The 16,336-nt window shown below is 65.0% G+C and carries 16 protein-coding genes and 1 tRNA gene; 8 read left to right on the forward strand and 9 right to left on the reverse strand.

Annotated elements, in window-relative coordinates:
- Nucleotides 1-6: 6 nt before the first annotated feature.
- Nucleotides 7-273 carry an acyl carrier protein gene (locus ACTWPB_RS27925; RefSeq protein ID WP_446223453.1) on the forward strand — a complete coding sequence of 89 codons (267 nt, stop codon included), beginning with the start codon at nt 7-9 and terminating at the stop codon, nt 271-273.
- Nucleotides 270-4,592, forward strand: coding sequence for a type I polyketide synthase (locus tag ACTWPB_RS27930; RefSeq protein ID WP_446223454.1), 4,323 nt, complete (start codon nt 270-272; stop codon nt 4,590-4,592). The genes ACTWPB_RS27925 and ACTWPB_RS27930 overlap by 4 nt, the downstream gene beginning before the upstream one ends.
- A gap of 33 nt (nt 4,593-4,625) precedes the next feature.
- On the opposite strand, the gene ACTWPB_RS27935 is transcribed toward ACTWPB_RS27930, so the two are convergent.
- The 4 genes from ACTWPB_RS27935 to ACTWPB_RS27950 form a co-directional block, all read right to left on the reverse strand.
- Nucleotides 4,626-4,841, reverse strand: coding sequence for a hypothetical protein (locus ACTWPB_RS27935; protein WP_446223455.1), 216 nt, complete (start codon nt 4,839-4,841; stop codon nt 4,626-4,628).
- A gap of 103 nt (nt 4,842-4,944) precedes the next feature.
- Complete coding sequence (locus tag ACTWPB_RS27940) at nt 4,945-6,159, reverse strand: RNA-guided endonuclease InsQ/TnpB family protein (protein ID WP_446223456.1); 1,215 nt, start codon at nt 6,157-6,159, stop codon at nt 4,945-4,947.
- 250 nt (nt 6,160-6,409) lie between these two features.
- A complete protein-coding gene (locus ACTWPB_RS27945; RefSeq protein ID WP_446223457.1) occupies nt 6,410-8,053 on the reverse strand; it encodes a serine/threonine-protein kinase in 1,644 nt (547 codons plus the stop codon).
- 148 nt (nt 8,054-8,201) lie between these two features.
- Entirely contained in the window at nt 8,202-8,738 is a 537-nt protein-coding gene (locus ACTWPB_RS27950; protein ID WP_446223458.1) for a TetR/AcrR family transcriptional regulator, read from the reverse strand.
- Between the two features lie 117 nt (nt 8,739-8,855).
- On the opposite strand from ACTWPB_RS27950, the gene ACTWPB_RS27955 reads away from it, so the two are divergent.
- Nucleotides 8,856-9,422: a hypothetical protein gene (locus ACTWPB_RS27955; protein ID WP_446223459.1), complete on the forward strand. Its 567-nt coding sequence runs from the start codon at nt 8,856-8,858 to the stop codon at nt 9,420-9,422.
- A gap of 22 nt (nt 9,423-9,444) precedes the next feature.
- Entirely contained in the window at nt 9,445-10,398 is a 954-nt protein-coding gene (locus ACTWPB_RS27960) for an enoyl-CoA hydratase/isomerase family protein (RefSeq protein ID WP_446223460.1), read from the forward strand.
- Between the two features lie 3 nt (nt 10,399-10,401).
- Here ACTWPB_RS27960 and ACTWPB_RS27965 read toward each other — a convergent pair whose 3' ends face one another.
- A complete protein-coding gene (locus ACTWPB_RS27965) occupies nt 10,402-10,647 on the reverse strand; it encodes a hypothetical protein (RefSeq protein ID WP_446223461.1) in 246 nt (81 codons plus the stop codon).
- A gap of 545 nt (nt 10,648-11,192) precedes the next feature.
- Nucleotides 11,193-11,438 (reverse strand): hypothetical protein, encoded by a 246-nt coding sequence (locus ACTWPB_RS27970; RefSeq protein WP_378952390.1) that lies wholly within the window; start codon nt 11,436-11,438, stop codon nt 11,193-11,195.
- A gap of 211 nt (nt 11,439-11,649) precedes the next feature.
- On the opposite strand from ACTWPB_RS27970, the gene ACTWPB_RS27975 reads away from it, so the two are divergent.
- A tRNA-Asn gene (locus ACTWPB_RS27975) sits at nt 11,650-11,722 on the forward strand.
- 79 nt (nt 11,723-11,801) lie between these two features.
- On the opposite strand, the gene ACTWPB_RS27980 is transcribed toward ACTWPB_RS27975, so the two are convergent.
- From ACTWPB_RS27980 to ACTWPB_RS27990, 3 genes are all read right to left on the reverse strand, one after another.
- Entirely contained in the window at nt 11,802-12,650 is an 849-nt protein-coding gene (locus ACTWPB_RS27980) for a tyrosine-type recombinase/integrase (protein ID WP_446223462.1), read from the reverse strand.
- Nucleotides 12,651-12,657: 7 nt separating this feature from the next.
- Nucleotides 12,658-13,017, reverse strand: a complete 360-nt coding sequence (locus ACTWPB_RS27985) for a hypothetical protein (protein ID WP_446223463.1) — start codon at nt 13,015-13,017, stop codon at nt 12,658-12,660.
- A gap of 101 nt (nt 13,018-13,118) precedes the next feature.
- On the reverse strand, nt 13,119-13,334 hold the full coding sequence (locus ACTWPB_RS27990; RefSeq protein WP_364582447.1) for a helix-turn-helix domain-containing protein: 216 nt from the start codon (nt 13,332-13,334) through the stop codon (nt 13,119-13,121).
- A 732-nt stretch (nt 13,335-14,066) separates the two neighbouring features.
- Here ACTWPB_RS27990 and ACTWPB_RS27995 point away from each other — a divergent pair.
- Genes ACTWPB_RS27995 through ACTWPB_RS28005 form a run of 3 tightly spaced genes read left to right on the forward strand, consistent with a single transcriptional unit; the run spans nt 14,067 to nt 16,253 of the window.
- Nucleotides 14,067-15,197 carry a hypothetical protein gene (locus ACTWPB_RS27995; RefSeq protein WP_446223464.1) on the forward strand — a complete coding sequence of 377 codons (1,131 nt, stop codon included), beginning with the start codon at nt 14,067-14,069 and terminating at the stop codon, nt 15,195-15,197.
- A complete protein-coding gene (locus ACTWPB_RS28000; protein WP_446223465.1) occupies nt 15,181-15,819 on the forward strand; it encodes a hypothetical protein in 639 nt (212 codons plus the stop codon). The genes ACTWPB_RS27995 and ACTWPB_RS28000 overlap by 17 nt, the downstream gene beginning before the upstream one ends.
- Nucleotides 15,816-16,253 carry a hypothetical protein gene (locus tag ACTWPB_RS28005; RefSeq protein WP_364582456.1) on the forward strand — a complete coding sequence of 146 codons (438 nt, stop codon included), beginning with the start codon at nt 15,816-15,818 and terminating at the stop codon, nt 16,251-16,253. Before ACTWPB_RS28000 ends, ACTWPB_RS28005 begins: the two co-directional genes overlap by 4 nt.
- Nucleotides 16,254-16,336: the final 83 nt, after the last annotated feature.

A 16,336-nucleotide genomic window follows, 5' to 3' on the forward strand; every position in this document is an offset into this window, starting at 1 on the left:
CGAAACATGTTCAGCACCACCATCACCCATTCCACGACGATTCAGGACTGGCTCGTCGACCGCGTCGCCGACTACACCGAACGCGCACCGCACCAGGTGGACCCGGCCATCCCGCTCGCCGAACTCGGCATGGACTCGGTGTCGGCGGTGGCCCTGTGCGGCGAGATCGAAGACCGGTGGATGCTCGACATCGACCCGACCCTGGTCTTCGAATACCCCACCATCGCGGCCATCTCCGCCCACCTCACCGCCGAAACCGCCGTCGCGGCATGACCGACATCGCTGTCGTCGGCCTCGACTGCCGCTTCCCCCACGCCGCCGACCCGGCGCAGCTGTGGCAGCTGTTGATCGACGGTCGCGACGCGATCTCGCAAGTCCCATCGAGCCGCTGGAACGCCGACGACTTCCACGACCCGGCCGGCGCACCCGGCACCATCAACACCCGCAGCGGCGGATTCATCGACGACGCCGACGCGTTCGACCACGAATTCTTCGGCATCACCTCCCACGAGGCCGAGTCGATGGACCCGCAACAACGCCTGTTGCTGCAGGCCACCTGGCGGGCCTTCGAGGACGCCACACTCGATCCCCGCGCGCAGTCCGGTTCGCGGACAGGGGTTTACGTCGGCGTGATGGCCAACGAATGGGCCAACCTGCAGATGAGCGACTACGCCGCGATCACCCCGCAGCACGGATCCGGCAACGGCTACTTCATGACCGCGAACCGGCTGTCCTACCAGTTCGACCTCGCGGGGCCGAGTATCGCGGTCGACACGGCCTGCTCGTCGTCACTGGTCGCGGTCCATCTCGCGTGCGCTGCCCTGGCGGCGGGCGATTGCGACCAGGCCGTCGCCGGCGGCGTGAATCTCGTGCTGACCCCGGCCGTCGGCGTGTTCTACACCCAGGCTGGGCTCTCGGCGCCGGACGCGCGGTGTAAACCGTTCAGCGGAAACGCCGACGGGATCGTGCGCGGGGAAGGCGTCGCGGTGCTCGTCCTGCGACGCCTGGCCGACGCCGAGGCCGCGGGGCTGCCGATCTACGCGGTGATCAAAGGCAGCGCGGTCAATTCCGACGGGCGCAGCAATGGCATCACCGCGCCGAACCGGTGGGCCCAGCAGAAGGTGATCGGCGAGGCCTATCAGCGGGCTGGAGTACGCGCCGACAACATCGACTTCATCGAGGCGCACGGCACCGGAACAGTTCTCGGCGACATGATCGAGGTCAAGGCGCTCGGCACATTGCACGCGAGCAACCGAGTGCGGCCCTGCGGCATCGGATCCATCAAGGGCAATCTCGGCCACACCGAGGGTGCCGCCGGCATCGCCGGGCTCATCAAAGCCGTCCTCAGCCTGCACCATGGTGTGGTCCCGCCGTCCAGGTTCGCCGACCAGGAGAATCCGCGCCTGCAGATGGCACAGCAAGGCCTGCGTCTGCTCGCCGACCCCATGCCCCTCGACGGACCCGCGCTCTGTGGGGTGAGCAGCTTCGGCCTCGGCGGCACGAATGTGCACATGGTGCTGGCGAGCGCCCGCCCCACCGAGGCACCCGCGACGGCAGGGGCGGGGGTGCTCACCCTGTCGTCGGACACCGAGGACGGATTGCGGCGCAACGCGATTCGGCTTTCCGAATCATTGAAGTCGGTGCCGAACAACCACTTCGACCAACTCTGCTGGACGAGCAATCAGGTCAAGTCCTCGGGCCGGCACCGGATCGCCGTCGTCGCCAACGACCGCGACGAGGCGATCGCGCAGCTGAGCAGCGGTCCGCTGTCCGGTGTCGCGCGGCCGGTGCGCGTCGGCTGGCTGTTCACCGGCCAGGGGTCGCAATTCCCGGGTATGGGGCGGACTCTGCACGCGGCGAGCCACGGGTTCCGGCGCGCGCTCGAGCTGGTCGATGCCGCGATGGCCGTCCACCTCGGCCGGTCGGTCCGGGAGTTGCTGCTCGACGAGCACGCCGACCTCGACCCCACCGCGCTCGCCCAACCGGCGATCTTCGCCATGGAATACGCCATCGCCAAGACACTCGCCGACCTGGGCGTGCGGCCCGCCTGGCTGATCGGGCACAGCATCGGCGAATTCGCGGCCGCCGCGGTGGCGGGAGTCTTCGACCTCGACGACGCCTGCAAGCTGGTCACCGCACGCGGGCGGCTGATGCAGCGTCTGCCGTCGGGTGGCGCGATGCTGGCCATCCGCTCGACCCCAGAGCGGATCGCCGACCTGCTCACGGCCGAACCCGCTGTCGTGCTCGCCGCCGTCAACGGACCGGAAGATCTCGTCCTCTCCGGCGATGCCAAGGCACTCGCCCGCATCGGTTCGGCACTGCGCGCGCGTTCGGTGATCGCGAAGCCGCTCACCGTGTCACACGCGTTCCACAGTCCGCTGATGGCGCCGATGCTGGCCGAGTTCGAGGCCGTGGCCAGTACCTGCGCCTATCGTGGCGCCGTCCTGCCGATCTACTCGACCGTGCACGGCCGACCGCTCGGCCCCGACGAGGTGATGGATGCCGAATACTGGACCGAACACGTCCGCGCCACAGTCCGTTTCGGCGAGGCCGTGCACGCCGCGCTCGGCACCGACCCGACGCATCTCGTCGAGGTCGGGCCCCGCCGCGTACTCGCCGCATCGGTGCGCCGGATCAACCCCGAACTCGACGCCCGCTACCTGTCGCCGAGCCCCGGCCCGAGCGCGACCGGCGAGGAACTCGCCGCGACCGTCGCCGCGCTCTACTGCGACGGTCTTGACCCCGAATGGAACGAACTCTACGAACCGGCACAGCGCGTGCGTCGGCGTCTGCCGGTATACGAGTTCTCCGTCGCGCACCGATTCTGGGTGGAGCCGCCCGCTGCCGGCGAAGTCGGTGCCTCGGCGCTCACACCGAAATCCGCACCGGCGCAAGCAGATACCGAGGCAACCATGATCGACCCACTGATCGCACTCTTCCGTGAACAGAACGCGGTGCTGGCGAGCCTGCTGGCGGGACCTACCCAGGCACGCGGCCCACACCTCGACACCGGCACCGGGCGCGGCGATCTCGCCCCGGACGCGGTCGCGGGCATCGTCCGCGCGGAACTGGCCAGGGTGAGCGGATTTCCTGCCGACCGTCTGCAGGACAGCCGAACACTCGGTGACGGCCTCGGACTCGATTCACTCATGCTGACCGACCTGTTCGCCGCGCTGGCACGCAAACTCCCCGGCACGACCATCGACCCGACTCGCATCACGGGGACAACGACGCTGGGCGAGGTCATTGCCCACTTCACCGGTCAACACACCGATTCGGCGGCCGTAGGAAGAGCATCTGCCGAGATACTGATCCGCACGCCCGAAACCACCTCTCCCACAGCCGAAGCCAGGCCTACCACCGTTGCCCCCGAATACCGGATCGCCGATTTCGCCGAGGTGCGGGCCATCGCCGACCGGCTCGCAGGCGGTGCAGCGCTCGGCCTTGCCAACCCGTATTTCCTGATCAACGACGGCGTCACCAGGGATACCTCGGTCATCGGCGGCACCGAGGTGGTCAATTTCGCCAGCTACAACTACCTGGGGATGTCCGGTCATCCCGCGGTCGTCGCCGCCGTTCAAGACGCCGTGGCCCGCTACGGCAGCTCGGTCTCGGCCAGCCGCCTGCTCTCGGGTGAGAAGCCGATCCATCGTGAACTCGAGGCCGAACTGGCGGCTCTGCTCGGTACCGAGGACGCGATCGCGCTGGTCGGCGGCCACTCGACGAACGTGACGATCATCGGCCATCTTGTCGGAGGACAAGACCTGGTGATCCACGACAGCCTGGCCCACGACAGCATCCTGCAGGGCTGCCAGCTCTCCGGGGCCACCCGCAGACCGTTCCCGCACAACGATCACGCCGCCCTCGACGCGTTGCTGACCGAAATCCGGCACCAGTACCGCCGCGTCCTGATCCTCATCGAAGGCATCTACAGCCAGGACGGTGACATCCCCGATCTGCCCGCGATCATCGAGATCAAGAAGAAGCACAAGGCACTGCTGATGATCGACGAGGCGCACAGCATCGGGGTGCTCGGCGAGACCGGCGGTGGCATCGGCGAATACTTCGATGTCGACCGCCGCGACGTCGAACTGTGGTCCGGCACGATGTCGAAAGCGCTCGCGGGCTGCGGTGGCTATGTGGCGGGCAGCGCGGACCTGATCCAGTTTCTGAAATACACCACCCCCGGCTTCGTCTACAGCGTCGGAATGACACCGATGAACGCCGCCGCGTCCCTGGCAGCGATGCGGCTGTTGCGGGCCGACCGCGAGCCACTCGACCGCCTGCGACGCAACTCGGACCTATTCCTCCGCCTTGCCCGCGAGGCAGGCATCAATACCGGCGACAGCCGCAACACCCCGATCATCCCGTGCATCGTCGGCGACTCGATGAAGACGCTGAAACTGTCCACCGCGCTGTTGCGCCGCGGGATCAATGTCAATCCGATTCTGTACCCGGCCGTCCCGGAAGACCTGGCCCGGCTCCGCTTCTTCGTCACGGCCTGCCACACCGAAGCGCAGATCCGCGACACCGTCACCTCCCTTGCCGAGGAACTCGCCCTGATATCCGCGCAGGACCTCGTCGACCACTAGGCCCCGATCCAGTCTCGGTGGCCGCCGAACCGGTCAGCTGGTCCAGTCGACTCGATCGGCCATCGCGAGGAGTTTGTCGCGGCGGTGCGGGCTGGTCTCGCCGATCCAGTGGATCTCGCGCAACCGCACCTTCGGCGCCTCGACCAATCGCGCGCCCGTCGCCTTCGGCAACCGCCGATATCGGTAGTGCGACAACGGTTGCGACGCGCGCCGCAACCAGCCGCCCCGATCGGCGAACCGTCGTCGCACCGGGCCACTTTGACGTCCTCCCTGGCCTGAAGGCCGGGGATTCCTACCAGCGCCCTGACGAGCGCTCTCGGTGGGTTCCTGTTTCACAAGGACTTGCCTTCCGCTACGCGGCCGGACTTACGGTCCCTCCGCAAGCGTTTAGCCACTCCGCACGTCCTGCGGCGTGAATATTCATCGCGGCGTTGAGATCCCGGTCGTGGACGGTGCCACACACGCACGACCACTCGCGCACATGCAACGGCTTCTTGCCACTCACCACCCCGCATACCGAACACAACTGAGACGACGGAAAGAACCGGTCCACCTTCGAGAAAACCCGACCGTACCGGGCCGCTTTCTCCTCGAGCATGCGGATGAACATGCCCCACCCGGCGTCGTGGACCGACTTCGCCAACCGGGTACGCGCGAGACCTTTCACGCACAAATCCTCGACGAACACCGCTTGGTTGTCGCGGATGATCATCGTGGACTGTTTATGCGCCCAATCCCTGCGCGTATCGGCCACTCTCGCGTGCGCCCGGGCGACATTGACACGCGCTTTGGCCCGGTTCTTGCCGCCTTTCTCCTTGCGGGACAACATTTGTTGTGCCTTACGGAGCTTGCGTTCCGCGCGGCGCAAGAACCTCGGATTGTCGATCGTCTTACCGTTCGACAACACCGCGAACATCGTCAAACCCAGATCGATACCAACCTCGGAATCCGATACCGGCAACGGCTGCTCATCCACCTCCACCACGAACGACGCGAAATACCGGCCTGCCGCGTCCTTCACGAGGGTCACACTCGACGGATCGGACGGCAGATCCCGTGACCAGCGGACCACAACGTCCCCGATCTTCGGCAATCGCAACTTTCGGCCGGTCGTGACCGTGAATCTGGCGTTTCTCGTGAACCAGATAGCCTGCCGATTGTCCTTGCGAGACCGGAAACGCGGTGGCGCGATCTTCGGCCCCTTCCGTGCGCCGGTGACCGAGCCGAAGAAGTTGCGGTACGCGGTATTCAAATCCGCTAGGGCCTGCTGCAACACCACCGCCGACACCCCACCCAACCACGATCGCTGCGGAGTCTTCTTCGACTCCGTCAACAACTTCGACAGTTCCGCATCAGTAACCCGGCGGCCCTCCCGGAACGCCTGCTGCCGGATGGCCAGGGCGTCGTTGAATACGACCCGGGAACAGCCGAATGCTTGCGCCAACGACTGCTTCTGCCCCACCGTGGGGTAGAGGCGGAAGTTATATCGCAGCTGCATAACCGACAGCCTGCCATCGGGGTACGACAACAAAACAGCAACCGGGAAACACCTGGTCGCGAAAGCCATGCAGGACCATCGCGTTCAGGGCACGCTCGGCTCTGGCGGGCCTCCCGCGTGGGCCTTCACCACCGCCCGGAAGGGGCGGCGCACGGGCCCACACCCGGTAGCCACACCACGGCGAACATCCGACCAGCCTCGCCGACCCTCAAAAGCCGGTGGCAGGGTCATGGGCTGGGCCATTGCTCCGCCGAACCGTGAACCTGCTGGGACGGATCGTCCTTTTCGGATTGAGCCGAGCTGCGACCGGACCCGCCGCTCAGTCTGACCGGTCGATGCGGGAGATGCAGAAACCGTTCGCGGCATGGTCGAGGATGAGGTCGACCGACGACGTCGCACCGTCGGCGCTGGTCACGGGTGCGTTGACAGTCATGACCGAGCCTGTGGAGTCACGGACCGTGAGTGCCTTGTCCTCGAAGCGCCGCACCCCGGACAGCGTGGTGCCCGGCTGGGCGCCGGTGCACAGCAGCGGATAGTCGGGTTCGATGTCGGCCGGGTTCACCGGATCACCGACCACCCGGCGCAGATAGCGCTCGACGGTATAGCGGGCCTGCTCGTCGGTGAGCCGGGTCGCCGACGGATCCCCGACGATCGGGCAGCCGTAGACGGACCGTAACTCGCTGGGGCGCAAGCTGACCTGAAGCGTGTCGTTGCGCCAATACGGCCCGAATTCGCCGAGGACGCCAGGGCGGCGCACCGCATCGGTGATCTGCTCGACGTCGCCGTACATCCGGGGGATCTCGGCGGGCGACTGGGTCCAGCACTTACGGATCAGCGCGCTCGTATCACCGGCGAGAACATCGTCGAGCCAGGGACGCAAGACCGACGCCGCCTTCGGGCTGTTCGGGACGGCACCGATCTGCGCGACCTGCGTGGTCATCGGCGCGTCCGCCCCGCCCCGATCCTTGGCGGTCAGCACGGCGAACGCGGTCACCGCGGCCACCACCGCCGCGCCGCCGACCCCGAGCAGGACTTTCCTCGTTCGCGAGCTACCGGGAGCACGCGGTTGCGGGGTTCGCGTCTCTCGATGCAGCACAGCGGTATCGCCCACCACCGGCCTGCCGGTGAGGGCAGCGATCGCCGCGTCGGCGAGCTCACCGCAGCTGGCGTACCGGTCGTCCGGGTTCTTCGCCATCGCCCGCGCGATCACCGCGTCCAGCGCGAACGGCAGCGCCGGATTACCGGCCGACGGGCGCGGCGGCGGTTCGATCAGATGCGCGCTGATCAACGCGGCCGGGCTCTCCCGCTGGAACGGAACGAACCCGGTGAGCAGCTCGTAGAGCGTGCCGCCGAGTGCGTACACATCGGTGCGCACGTCGAGCGGCTGCCCCTCTAGCTGTTCGGGCGCCGCGTACGCGAGAGTGCCGAGCACCGATCCCGCGGAGGTGAGACTGGTCGTCTCCCCCATACTGCGAGCGATCCCGAAGTCGGTGACCAATACTTCGTCGGTGCCGTCGTCGGCACGCGCGATCAGCAGGTTCGCCGGTTTGATATCGCGATGCAGCAGCCCCTGCCGATGCGCGTAGTCCAGTCCCTTGGCCGCCTCGGCGACAATGCGAACCGCTCGCTCCGGCGTGAGCACCGACAGTCCCTGACGCAGCAACTGCGCCGCGTCGAGCCCGTCCACGAACTGCATCGCGATCCACAACCGATCCCCGTCGACCCCCCGATCGAAGATCTGCACGACATTCGGATGCCGCAGCCGCGCGGCCAAGTCGGCCTCCCGCTCGAACCGGGCCCGAAACGTGGGCTCCACCGCGAGCCGCGCATCGAGCACCTTCACCGCGTCCCGACGCGGCAATCGTGGATGCTGGGCCAGATATACCGCGCCCATGCCCCCGCCGCCGACCCTGCGCTCGATGCGGTACCCCGCAAGGATCGCCCCCGGCCCGAACTCCATCATCACTCCTTCGCATCACGACCACCCACGTGACTGCGCCCAGGCTATCCGCCACAGCCCACCGCTGCCGGAGGCCGGATCCGCTTGCGCGGGTTCACCGCTGGTGCGCGGCGAAGAAGTCCCCGTTCAGCGCGTGGGACGTGGCAAGGTGTCAGCCAAGGCATTTCTGCAAGGTCGAGCAGATCGCGCGCCGCTGAGAACTGTCGTGGGAGTGCGTGAGCAGGCCCTCGACGGTGAACACGCACAGCTTGACCAGTGCGTCGAGTTCGGCCTCGGGTGCGCCCGAGCGTTGCACCTCGAAGCGCAGCAACATCTCACCCATGGCGTGGAATCGGTCGTGCCAGGCATTGACCTCGTCAGAGACCAGGATGCGGGAGTGAACGGTACTGACCAGTTTGCTGACCTGCTCGAGGCGATCGATCAGCCACAGCAGGCGATCGGCGAGGCCAGGCGGCGCGGTGTCGAAATCTGCCACGGCGTCCGCGACGACAGTGTCGAGAACCTCGATCAGCACAGCGTCTTTGTCGTCGAAGTACCAGTAGACAGTGTTGGCGGAAACCCCTGCCGCCGAGGCAAGGCGGCCCATGCTGGTCGCTTCGTATCCCTGCTCGACAAACAGCAGGCGGGCGGCCGTCACGATCTCGCTGCGCTTCTCTTCACGATCGCGGGGGCGGTTGTTGCGGGGCACGGGATTCCTGACTTTCGCGGGACAGCGCAGATCTTATCTTGAATGGCATTCAAGAGTCGGCTAGCCTCAGCCCAGTTCTTGAATGCTGTTCCAGACGGCTCCGATGACAGGATCGACATGACCACCGAGCTCCCCATCAATGAACTTCGACGGCTCAGCCCAGCGCAGCTCGTCGCCCTGTTCGAGTCGCTCGAGGCCCCACCCATCGAGGAAATGAACGGCGAGTATCGCGCGCAGCTGCTGACTCAGCCACACCTGCCCGCAACCGTGATGGGTCACGCCGCGGTGTCCAATCCGCTGAACTACTGGCTCAGCAAGGCATTTCGTCCTGTCGACGCGGAGACCGGGCGCGGTTACAACACCTTCCGGCGGCTCGGATCGGTGGTGCAGCAGTACCCGATGACCACCCTCATCGCACCGTCGAGGTATGACGGCAAGCCCGCCTACACCCTGATATACCGCGCGTTTCGTTCGCTGTGCGGTGAGATCAACATGGTCGACGAGATCCGGCGACTCGGCCCCGGTATCTACCTCGGCATCGGGACCTGCGGAGTCACCGACAGCCAACGGCGCCTGCCCCGGCCGTTCCTGCTCCAAGGGCCGACCCACGACTACCGCGGCGACATCGGAAAGGCACGCGCCGGGTTCACGCCAGGCAAAAAGGAAATTCCCCGCGGGAACTAACCCACCGAGAAAGGCGCCCCACATGCAGTTTCTTCGCACGGACAAGCTCGGATCGGTTCAGACGATCTGGTTGAACAACCCGCCCTACAACTTCCTCACCGACGAAGTGATGGGCGAACTGCTCGATCTGCTTCGGATCATCGACGGTGACGACCAGGTCCGGGCAGTCGTCCTCACCAGCGCTGTCGAGGGCGTCTTCGTCAGCCACTACTCGGTGTCGGAAATCCTGGACGGCGTCCAGTCGGCGCCTCTCGCGTTGAACCCGCGAACAGCGGGTGCCGCGCTGCGGATGAGCGGGCTGGCCGATCATCTCCCCGGTGGCCAGGCGGGGCTGGCGCTGGCCGGAGCCGGAGGTGTCGCGAATCTGCGCCGCTACCACGAGGTATGTCGTCTGATGCGGGAATCGAGCACCGTTTTCATCGCCGCGCTCAATGGCCGCGCACTGGGCGGGGGTTGCGAGTTGTCGCTGGCTTGCGATCTGCGGCTGATGGCGGACGGACTGTTCGACATCGGCCAGCCCGAGATCCTGGTCGGCATCATCCCCGGTGGCGGCGGAACTCAGATGCTGACCCGCGTGCTCGGTGCCGGTCGCGCACTCGAGCTGTGCCTCGAGGGTGCGCCGATCAACCCGCGGCGTGCACTCGAGATCGGACTGGTCCACCGATTGGTCGATCCGGACGAGCTGCTCGACGAAGCTCAGTCCACCGCCGCGCGGCTCGCCAAACGCTCCCCCACCGCGGTCCGCGCCATCAAACATGCCGTCTACCAAGGTGGTTCGACATCCCTGGAGAAGGGCCTGCACATCGAGCGCGCACAATTTCTCACCGCGGCGTCGACCCCGTCCGCCAAACGCGCGATGGCCACCTATCTCGCCGACGTCGAAGCGACCATCGACGCCGGCGGCGACATCTCCAACTTCATCGCGAACAGCCTGCCCGACTGGGTCGAAGGCACAAAAGTCGATTTCACCGAATAGGTGTCAGTGCCCGCCCGCCGCCACCCGGGACCGGATCGCTTCAGGTGGCGAGCAGGCCTCGAGGTGGGCGTCAGATCTCGGTGCGCTCGCCCCATTTCGCTTGGCGCGAGCCTCCGCCGCGCGCACCAGCAGATCGACCTCGAGCAGTTCCGGCATGAACGACAGGTCGATCTGCAACGGCTTCTCGACGGGTACCACCGATTCGAACGCGACGCCGGCCACCGGCTCGGCAGAGATGGTGTCGGACATGATGATTCCTTTCCTACAGAGCCGAGGCTGCTCCTATAGGGCCGAGACTGCCGAATCGGGTCTTCGCGATCGACGGATGCGAAAGGAAGCCAGTTCGTTCCGTTGCGTACGACGTGCGCCGCAGTCACGGCCGAGTTCGTCGTCGCGCGGCGGTTCGACGCGGGGGTACACCGAGTTCGGCGAGGCCTTCGCGTCCCGACCAGCGTCAGCGGCTGACCTTCGGGCGAAGTCAGGGTGATGCGGTAGACATCCGTGCTCCTCGATTCCCGAGCGGCTCCGATGGCCGACGTCAGCCGCAGATTTTCTATCCACTCTGACCGTACGAGGATGTGCGAGAGCCTACGCGAGTACACGACTACCCCAATTTCCCGGGCAGTACAACGCGCTCCGATACGCGCGGAACTGTCGGCGAGCTATCTCGCCATCAACGACAGCCGGCACAGTCGAGGTCGAGCGATGGACCGATCGCGTGCGATGCCATCGATGAGACGCTGCAAAGAGGCCCTCACCACCGGACGGCCGTTAAGAAGGAGAGACCAGCCGGCTCAGCGCCGCAACTGGTTGTGCGGGATCAGCACCGTGGTGCGCTCGTCGATCGGCTCCATCGGTTCCAGCTTCGGCTGCGTACTCAACTTGTCCGACAGCTTTTGCCTGCCCACCGATACCAGCTTGCGCGTCACCGGACTACCCGCGACCGCTCGCGAGGCCGCGGTGATCTGTTCGTAGCGCACCCGACCGGCCTTCGTGCCAAGCACATAACCGGCCGCTACGCCGATGATCAACCGCAGCATCTCCTGGAGCTCCTCCCACGTCTGTGTGCGGGCTCTATCCTGCCCCAGCAGCCCCACCCCTGTCGATCCGGCCACCGTTCGACAGTACATCGTTATACGCCGCATGTCCGCAGGTAGCGCCCCGATTTGGGTTCCCGCGACACGATGCGCTAAAGTTTCATCTCGGTCAGCCCGCCAAGGCCGACCGCCTGAGTCTAGCCACTCAGGGCAATCCCCTATAGCTCAATTGGCAGAGCAGCCGACTGTTAATCGGCAGGTTTCTGGTTCGAGTCCAGATGGGGGAGCATCTACCAGGGCAAACGTCATCGTTTGACCCTGGTTTTTGACTATTCTGACCCTTCACTACACGAAAACAACATCTTTTCACCGTTTCAGCCGCTCCAAAGTGGCGGTGAAGTCGGGTGCCTGAGTCGGTTGATCGATGTAGTGGCGGCGGGTCACCGCATCACCCGCGTGGCCGAGTTGGCGGGCCGCATCCTCCGGACTGTGCACGGTCGCGATCATCGTGGCGACGGTCTTGCGGAACGTTTTGGCGGTGATCCAGGCGAACTTGTCTCCCCTTGCCTGCTTCCAGAGACGGTTGAAATTATTCGGGTCCCAGATACCGCCGTCGCGATTCGGGAAGACCAAATCCAGCTCGTTGGGAGTGGCTTCGGCTTGCACCCGGCGCAAGGTCTCCACGACGAACGGCGGGATCAACACGGTGCGATACCCCGAGTCGGATTTCGTTCGAGGCTGGCGGATCAGGCCTTTGCCCTTGATACGAACGATGGTGCCCGAGAAGGTGACCCGCGGTGGCATGGCCTCGAGATCGACATCGGACCAAATCAACGCCAACGCTTCTCCTGGACGCGGGCCGGTCCCGAGTTCGACATCGACGACATCGAGGACTCGCTGGTTGCGTTTGGGGCCGTAGGTGTATCCGGGCGACCCGTCGAGTGGAGCGCCGTTTACCCACTCGTCGAGGTGCTGGCGCAACTCGTAGAGAACCTCGATATCGGCGGCGCGCGGTTTGGTGTGCTTGCGAGGTAGGTCTGCCACCTCGCGGACGGGGTTTCGGTCGATCGCGTCGTGACGGACAGCCATGCCCATCATTTCCGACAGGATGACGCGCTGGCGCCGCGCCTTCTCTCGATGACCGTCGAGCGCGATGCGCTTGATGTGGGCATCAAGTCGCGATGTCGAGGCTTCCCAGACACGTAGCCCGCCCAACGCGGATTTAATCTTGATCGCGTCGGGGTTTGGCCCGTTTGTCGGTCGAGACGTCGATCTCGCGACGGTAGAGGTCGAGCGACTGGGGCGTGATGCCGTCCTGGACGGCCTTCTCGGCGAGCCACAGGTCAGCAAGTTCGGTCAGCGTTGTGTCGCGGGTGATGAGCTTGCCGCGCGAGTTCGTACGTTCAGCCAGTGCGCGGCAGAGTGCGTTCTCCGCTTGGCCCTTGGTGGCACCGAAGCGGTCGACGGGCCGACTGATGCCGTCCTCATCGCGGTAGCGCGTCGTTGCTCGCCAGCTGCCATTGCGCTGCCGGGTGGATTTGATCTTACCGTAGGTGCCGATGGGAAGTGCTTGGCGCGGCATCGAGTGGGTCCCTTTCAACGGGAGTTCGGACACGGCAGAGGACAAGCCGAATGGGGCACCCCCGTCTGGAGAGGTGTGCTCGTGGGCGCGGTAGATGGCCGTCAGGCAGAAGTGTTCGGTGGCTGCTCGCGCCGAGCGGCCTCGAGTTGCGCCTGCTCCCACCGCTGGACATCACGAAGCAAGTAGCGGCGGTACCGGCCGATCTTGGCGAATCGTGGTCCGCGATTGGCAGATGCCCACGTGGCCAGTGTTTTTGGCGGGATCTTGAGCCTCGCAGCGACCTCGTCGGTGGTCAGCCAGATCTCTTCGCTGGTCATTGGACCGCACCTCGTGCCTGTCCGTTCGGACTGGCGCGGCGCGGCCGGGATCGGCACGGCCTCTCAGGTGGGTAGCCCGCAGAGTACAGACAGTGGGCAGGCTTGCGCGAGCCTTGCTGTTGATCGTTGTTCATCGGGCAACCTTCAGTTAGGCCCGATCAGCGGCTCTTCCACCTCGATGAAACCTCAAAAGATGAGATTTCGCCACAGTGATTCGTGGCGACGGCTCACATCCCGGTGTTCGCCGTGATCGAAGGTGCCACCGCGACATACTCTCAGCGCCTCTGGTGATGCGGCTTCATCCGCCGACGCTCACGATCGTCAGCCATACGGAATGGCTACACAGACGTCCGTCCGGAACTGCCTTGCCGATAATCTGGGCTCCGCGAATCTTGTTCCCCCGTACAAAGGGCGGCACCTGGGAGACCTGCTGCCATCCTCCTGCCGTCTCGTGTCCACCGACTGACGACACCCGCCTCTCCGCCCACGAGATCCGAATCCACCTCGACGATCTCGACCAGCACGAGGTCCTCTACGGAATCGCCTGTTGAGAACGCCTACGAATCCGAGCAATGCTGCTCGAGGGCGAGTCCCGCTCGTCGAATGATGTTGGTCTCACCACGCGGATGCTCTCCGCAACAACATGTTCGGCGAGTAGTCGCCGCCTAGCGCGCATTGATCATCCGACTATCGGCATCGCTACACTGCTACCGTTGCGCCGAGGGGGAACGTATGAACGACTTCACCGTGCAGGTGGCCAGTCTCGATGGATTCGGGTTGGACCTGCAAGACCTGGGAACCAACTTCTCGTCCAACGCATCGCGCTTGCTGTCGGAAGTATCGCTGCCCAGCGGAACGTCCGGGCTGCTCGCCTCACTGACATCGTCGTTCGAGAACCTTCAGAGCACGTTGACCACGTCATACCAACAGGATCTGACCAACATTTCTTCGTATGGCACCAGCCTTTCCAGTGCTTCACGCCAGTTCAAAGGAACCGACGACGCTTCCGCACAAGCGATCTCGACTATCTCCACGAGCACGACGAACGATCTAGCGATCAGCGGGTCGTCCGGCGGAGCGGGCGGAGTCACCCGATTCGCGGGTCTGCAGTTGCCGACGCTCCCAGCGATCGAGGACGGCCAGTTCACTGTCCGCAAGGTGGTCGATTCAGCGATCGAGCTGATCACCCACTTCGACGAACCACTGAGCCGGGCGATCGGAATCAAGCCAGCAGCCGAGTACCTCGTGCCGCTGGCCTCGGACTGGGAAACGTTGGAGACACTGGGGAGCCGGATTCGACAGCTCGGCATCAACGACTTCGTGGCGTCGGAGAACCTATCGAGCGGCCTCCGGTGGCTGCAAGGCAGCTGGTCCGGAAACACCGCGGAGTCCTTCGCGACAAGCGCGAGTGCCCTCGGACAGGCCATCTCCATGCGAAGTTCCGACTTGGATGTCGTCGCGCAGATCCTCACCAACGGTGGCGCTTGCCTGCAACGCCTGGTGTACAACCAGGCGATGGGCTGGAGCAGCGGGCTGTCCCAGTCGATGAGTTTCCTCGGCTTCACCCTGCCGCTCGGAGCGTGGGCCCAACTCATCGACCGACCGATGAGCGATTCCAACAAGTCTCAGATCGTCTCGGCGGTCGATGTGTTGAGATCGGCGGCTGACGCGCGACGAGACGCGATCACGTCCATGATCGGAAAGTTGACCCAAGCGCTCGATTACACGCCGGGGCGCACACTTCCTACCTTCTCCGCGAATGAATACGAGGTGCCCGACAAAGTGGTCGTCGATTTTGGTGCGTCCCGGTACGGGTTCGGGAACAACGTGTGGTGGGAGAGCAGCATTGCATCGCCCGCCTGACCGCCCACTGCCCGCCGACCGGGCCGTATTCGGCTCGAAGACCGGCGCTCTGGACAAGGCGGAAGCCGCTGCCAACAGCGTCGATGCGGCAGCGGTCCAGTCCTGGTTCGACGTTATGGGCTACGACTTCGCCGAAGACCTCATGAGCATATTTCTGGGCAACAATGATTCCGGCTTCGAAAATGAGATCAGCTCAGCGCAATTCGAGAGAACTATCGCCAGCAGCAGTGCGAGGCAGAAGATCGCCGAGGGCCTCGACGAGATCAGGGAGCAAGCCCGCCAGGACCCCCAGATCGGCGTCACCCGCGAGCTGACGTCGCAATGGCTGGGCGCGGAGGAGACAGAGGGCGACCTGTTCTACGCGCTCGGTCACTACGACGTCGCAGTCGGAAGCGACACCACCGTCACCGAGGTGGATGGTGGCCTGCAAGCAGAGATCATCTACAAGGTCTATGTCTACGACTTCTACAACTTTGACAAGCTGCAGCGAGAAGCGCTCAGCCTCAATATCGGGACCGATATCAACAACGAGATGCGCCAGCTCGAGGAGGCTGGATGGGCGCGCAGCTTTCGTTCCCGAGGTGAAGCGACAAGGCTACTACGATGGATCGGAAAGCTGTGAGGCACGCCATCACCCGAGTCCTCGGGCTCTGCGTATCCGTTTGCGCCACCACGATCGCCTTGAGCGGGTGCTCACAGGAAGCAGAAGGCCTGCGCAATATGTCCGAGTGCTCAGGTGTCATCTTCCCGGAGGGATCGAACACAGTCTGGTTCGACCGCGACGGCGGCTTCAATACATGGACCTCTGTAGCGGTGGTTGACATACCCCGCAGCTCGGTCGACGAGTTCAAACAGCGCTCCGGCTTCGCCCCGTTCGCCCCGGGTGTTCCATCGTCGTGGAAGTCGTACTGGGACGCGACAGGCATGGTCGATGCGCTGGCGAACAACGCCGTCAACGAACATTCGGCGAAAGACGACAAGGAACCTCGGCGGTACGTAGTCATCCATGACAGCGGCGGCGAGACGCGAAGGCTCTTCGTCCGCGCGAACTGCTGAGCACAATGCCAGTGCCAAGCGGTGTCGACACGAGCGCAGATCGAGGCGCTGACGGGCCCCGGGACTGCCCGGCGCACGCCGAA

The organism is Nocardia sp. IBHARD005 (assembly GCF_052814245.1).

What these genes read in the sequence shown, in the direction of transcription:
- ACTWPB_RS27925 (WP_446223453.1), top strand. Translation starts at nt 7, where the DNA reads ATGTTCAGCACCACCATCACCCATTCCACGACGATTCAGGACTGGCTC.
- ACTWPB_RS27930 (WP_446223454.1), top strand. Translation starts at nt 270, where the DNA reads ATGACCGACATCGCTGTCGTCGGCCTCGACTGCCGCTTCCCCCACGCC.
- ACTWPB_RS27940 (WP_446223456.1), bottom strand. Translation starts at nt 6,159, where the DNA reads ATGGCTTTCGCGACCAGGTGTTTCCCGGTTGCTGTTTTGTTGTCGTAC.
- ACTWPB_RS27945 (WP_446223457.1), bottom strand. Translation starts at nt 8,053, where the DNA reads ATGATGGAGTTCGGGCCGGGGGCGATCCTTGCGGGGTACCGCATCGAG.
- ACTWPB_RS27955 (WP_446223459.1), top strand. Translation starts at nt 8,856, where the DNA reads ATGACCACCGAGCTCCCCATCAATGAACTTCGACGGCTCAGCCCAGCG.
- ACTWPB_RS27960 (WP_446223460.1), top strand. Translation starts at nt 9,445, where the DNA reads ATGCAGTTTCTTCGCACGGACAAGCTCGGATCGGTTCAGACGATCTGG.
- ACTWPB_RS27965 (WP_446223461.1), bottom strand. Translation starts at nt 10,647, where the DNA reads ATGTCCGACACCATCTCTGCCGAGCCGGTGGCCGGCGTCGCGTTCGAA.
- ACTWPB_RS27970 (WP_378952390.1), bottom strand. Translation starts at nt 11,438, where the DNA reads ATGCTGCGGTTGATCATCGGCGTAGCGGCCGGTTATGTGCTTGGCACG.
- ACTWPB_RS27985 (WP_446223463.1), bottom strand. Translation starts at nt 13,017, where the DNA reads ATGCCGCGCCAAGCACTTCCCATCGGCACCTACGGTAAGATCAAATCC.
- ACTWPB_RS27990 (WP_364582447.1), bottom strand. Translation starts at nt 13,334, where the DNA reads ATGACCAGCGAAGAGATCTGGCTGACCACCGACGAGGTCGCTGCGAGG.
- ACTWPB_RS27995 (WP_446223464.1), top strand. Translation starts at nt 14,067, where the DNA reads ATGAACGACTTCACCGTGCAGGTGGCCAGTCTCGATGGATTCGGGTTG.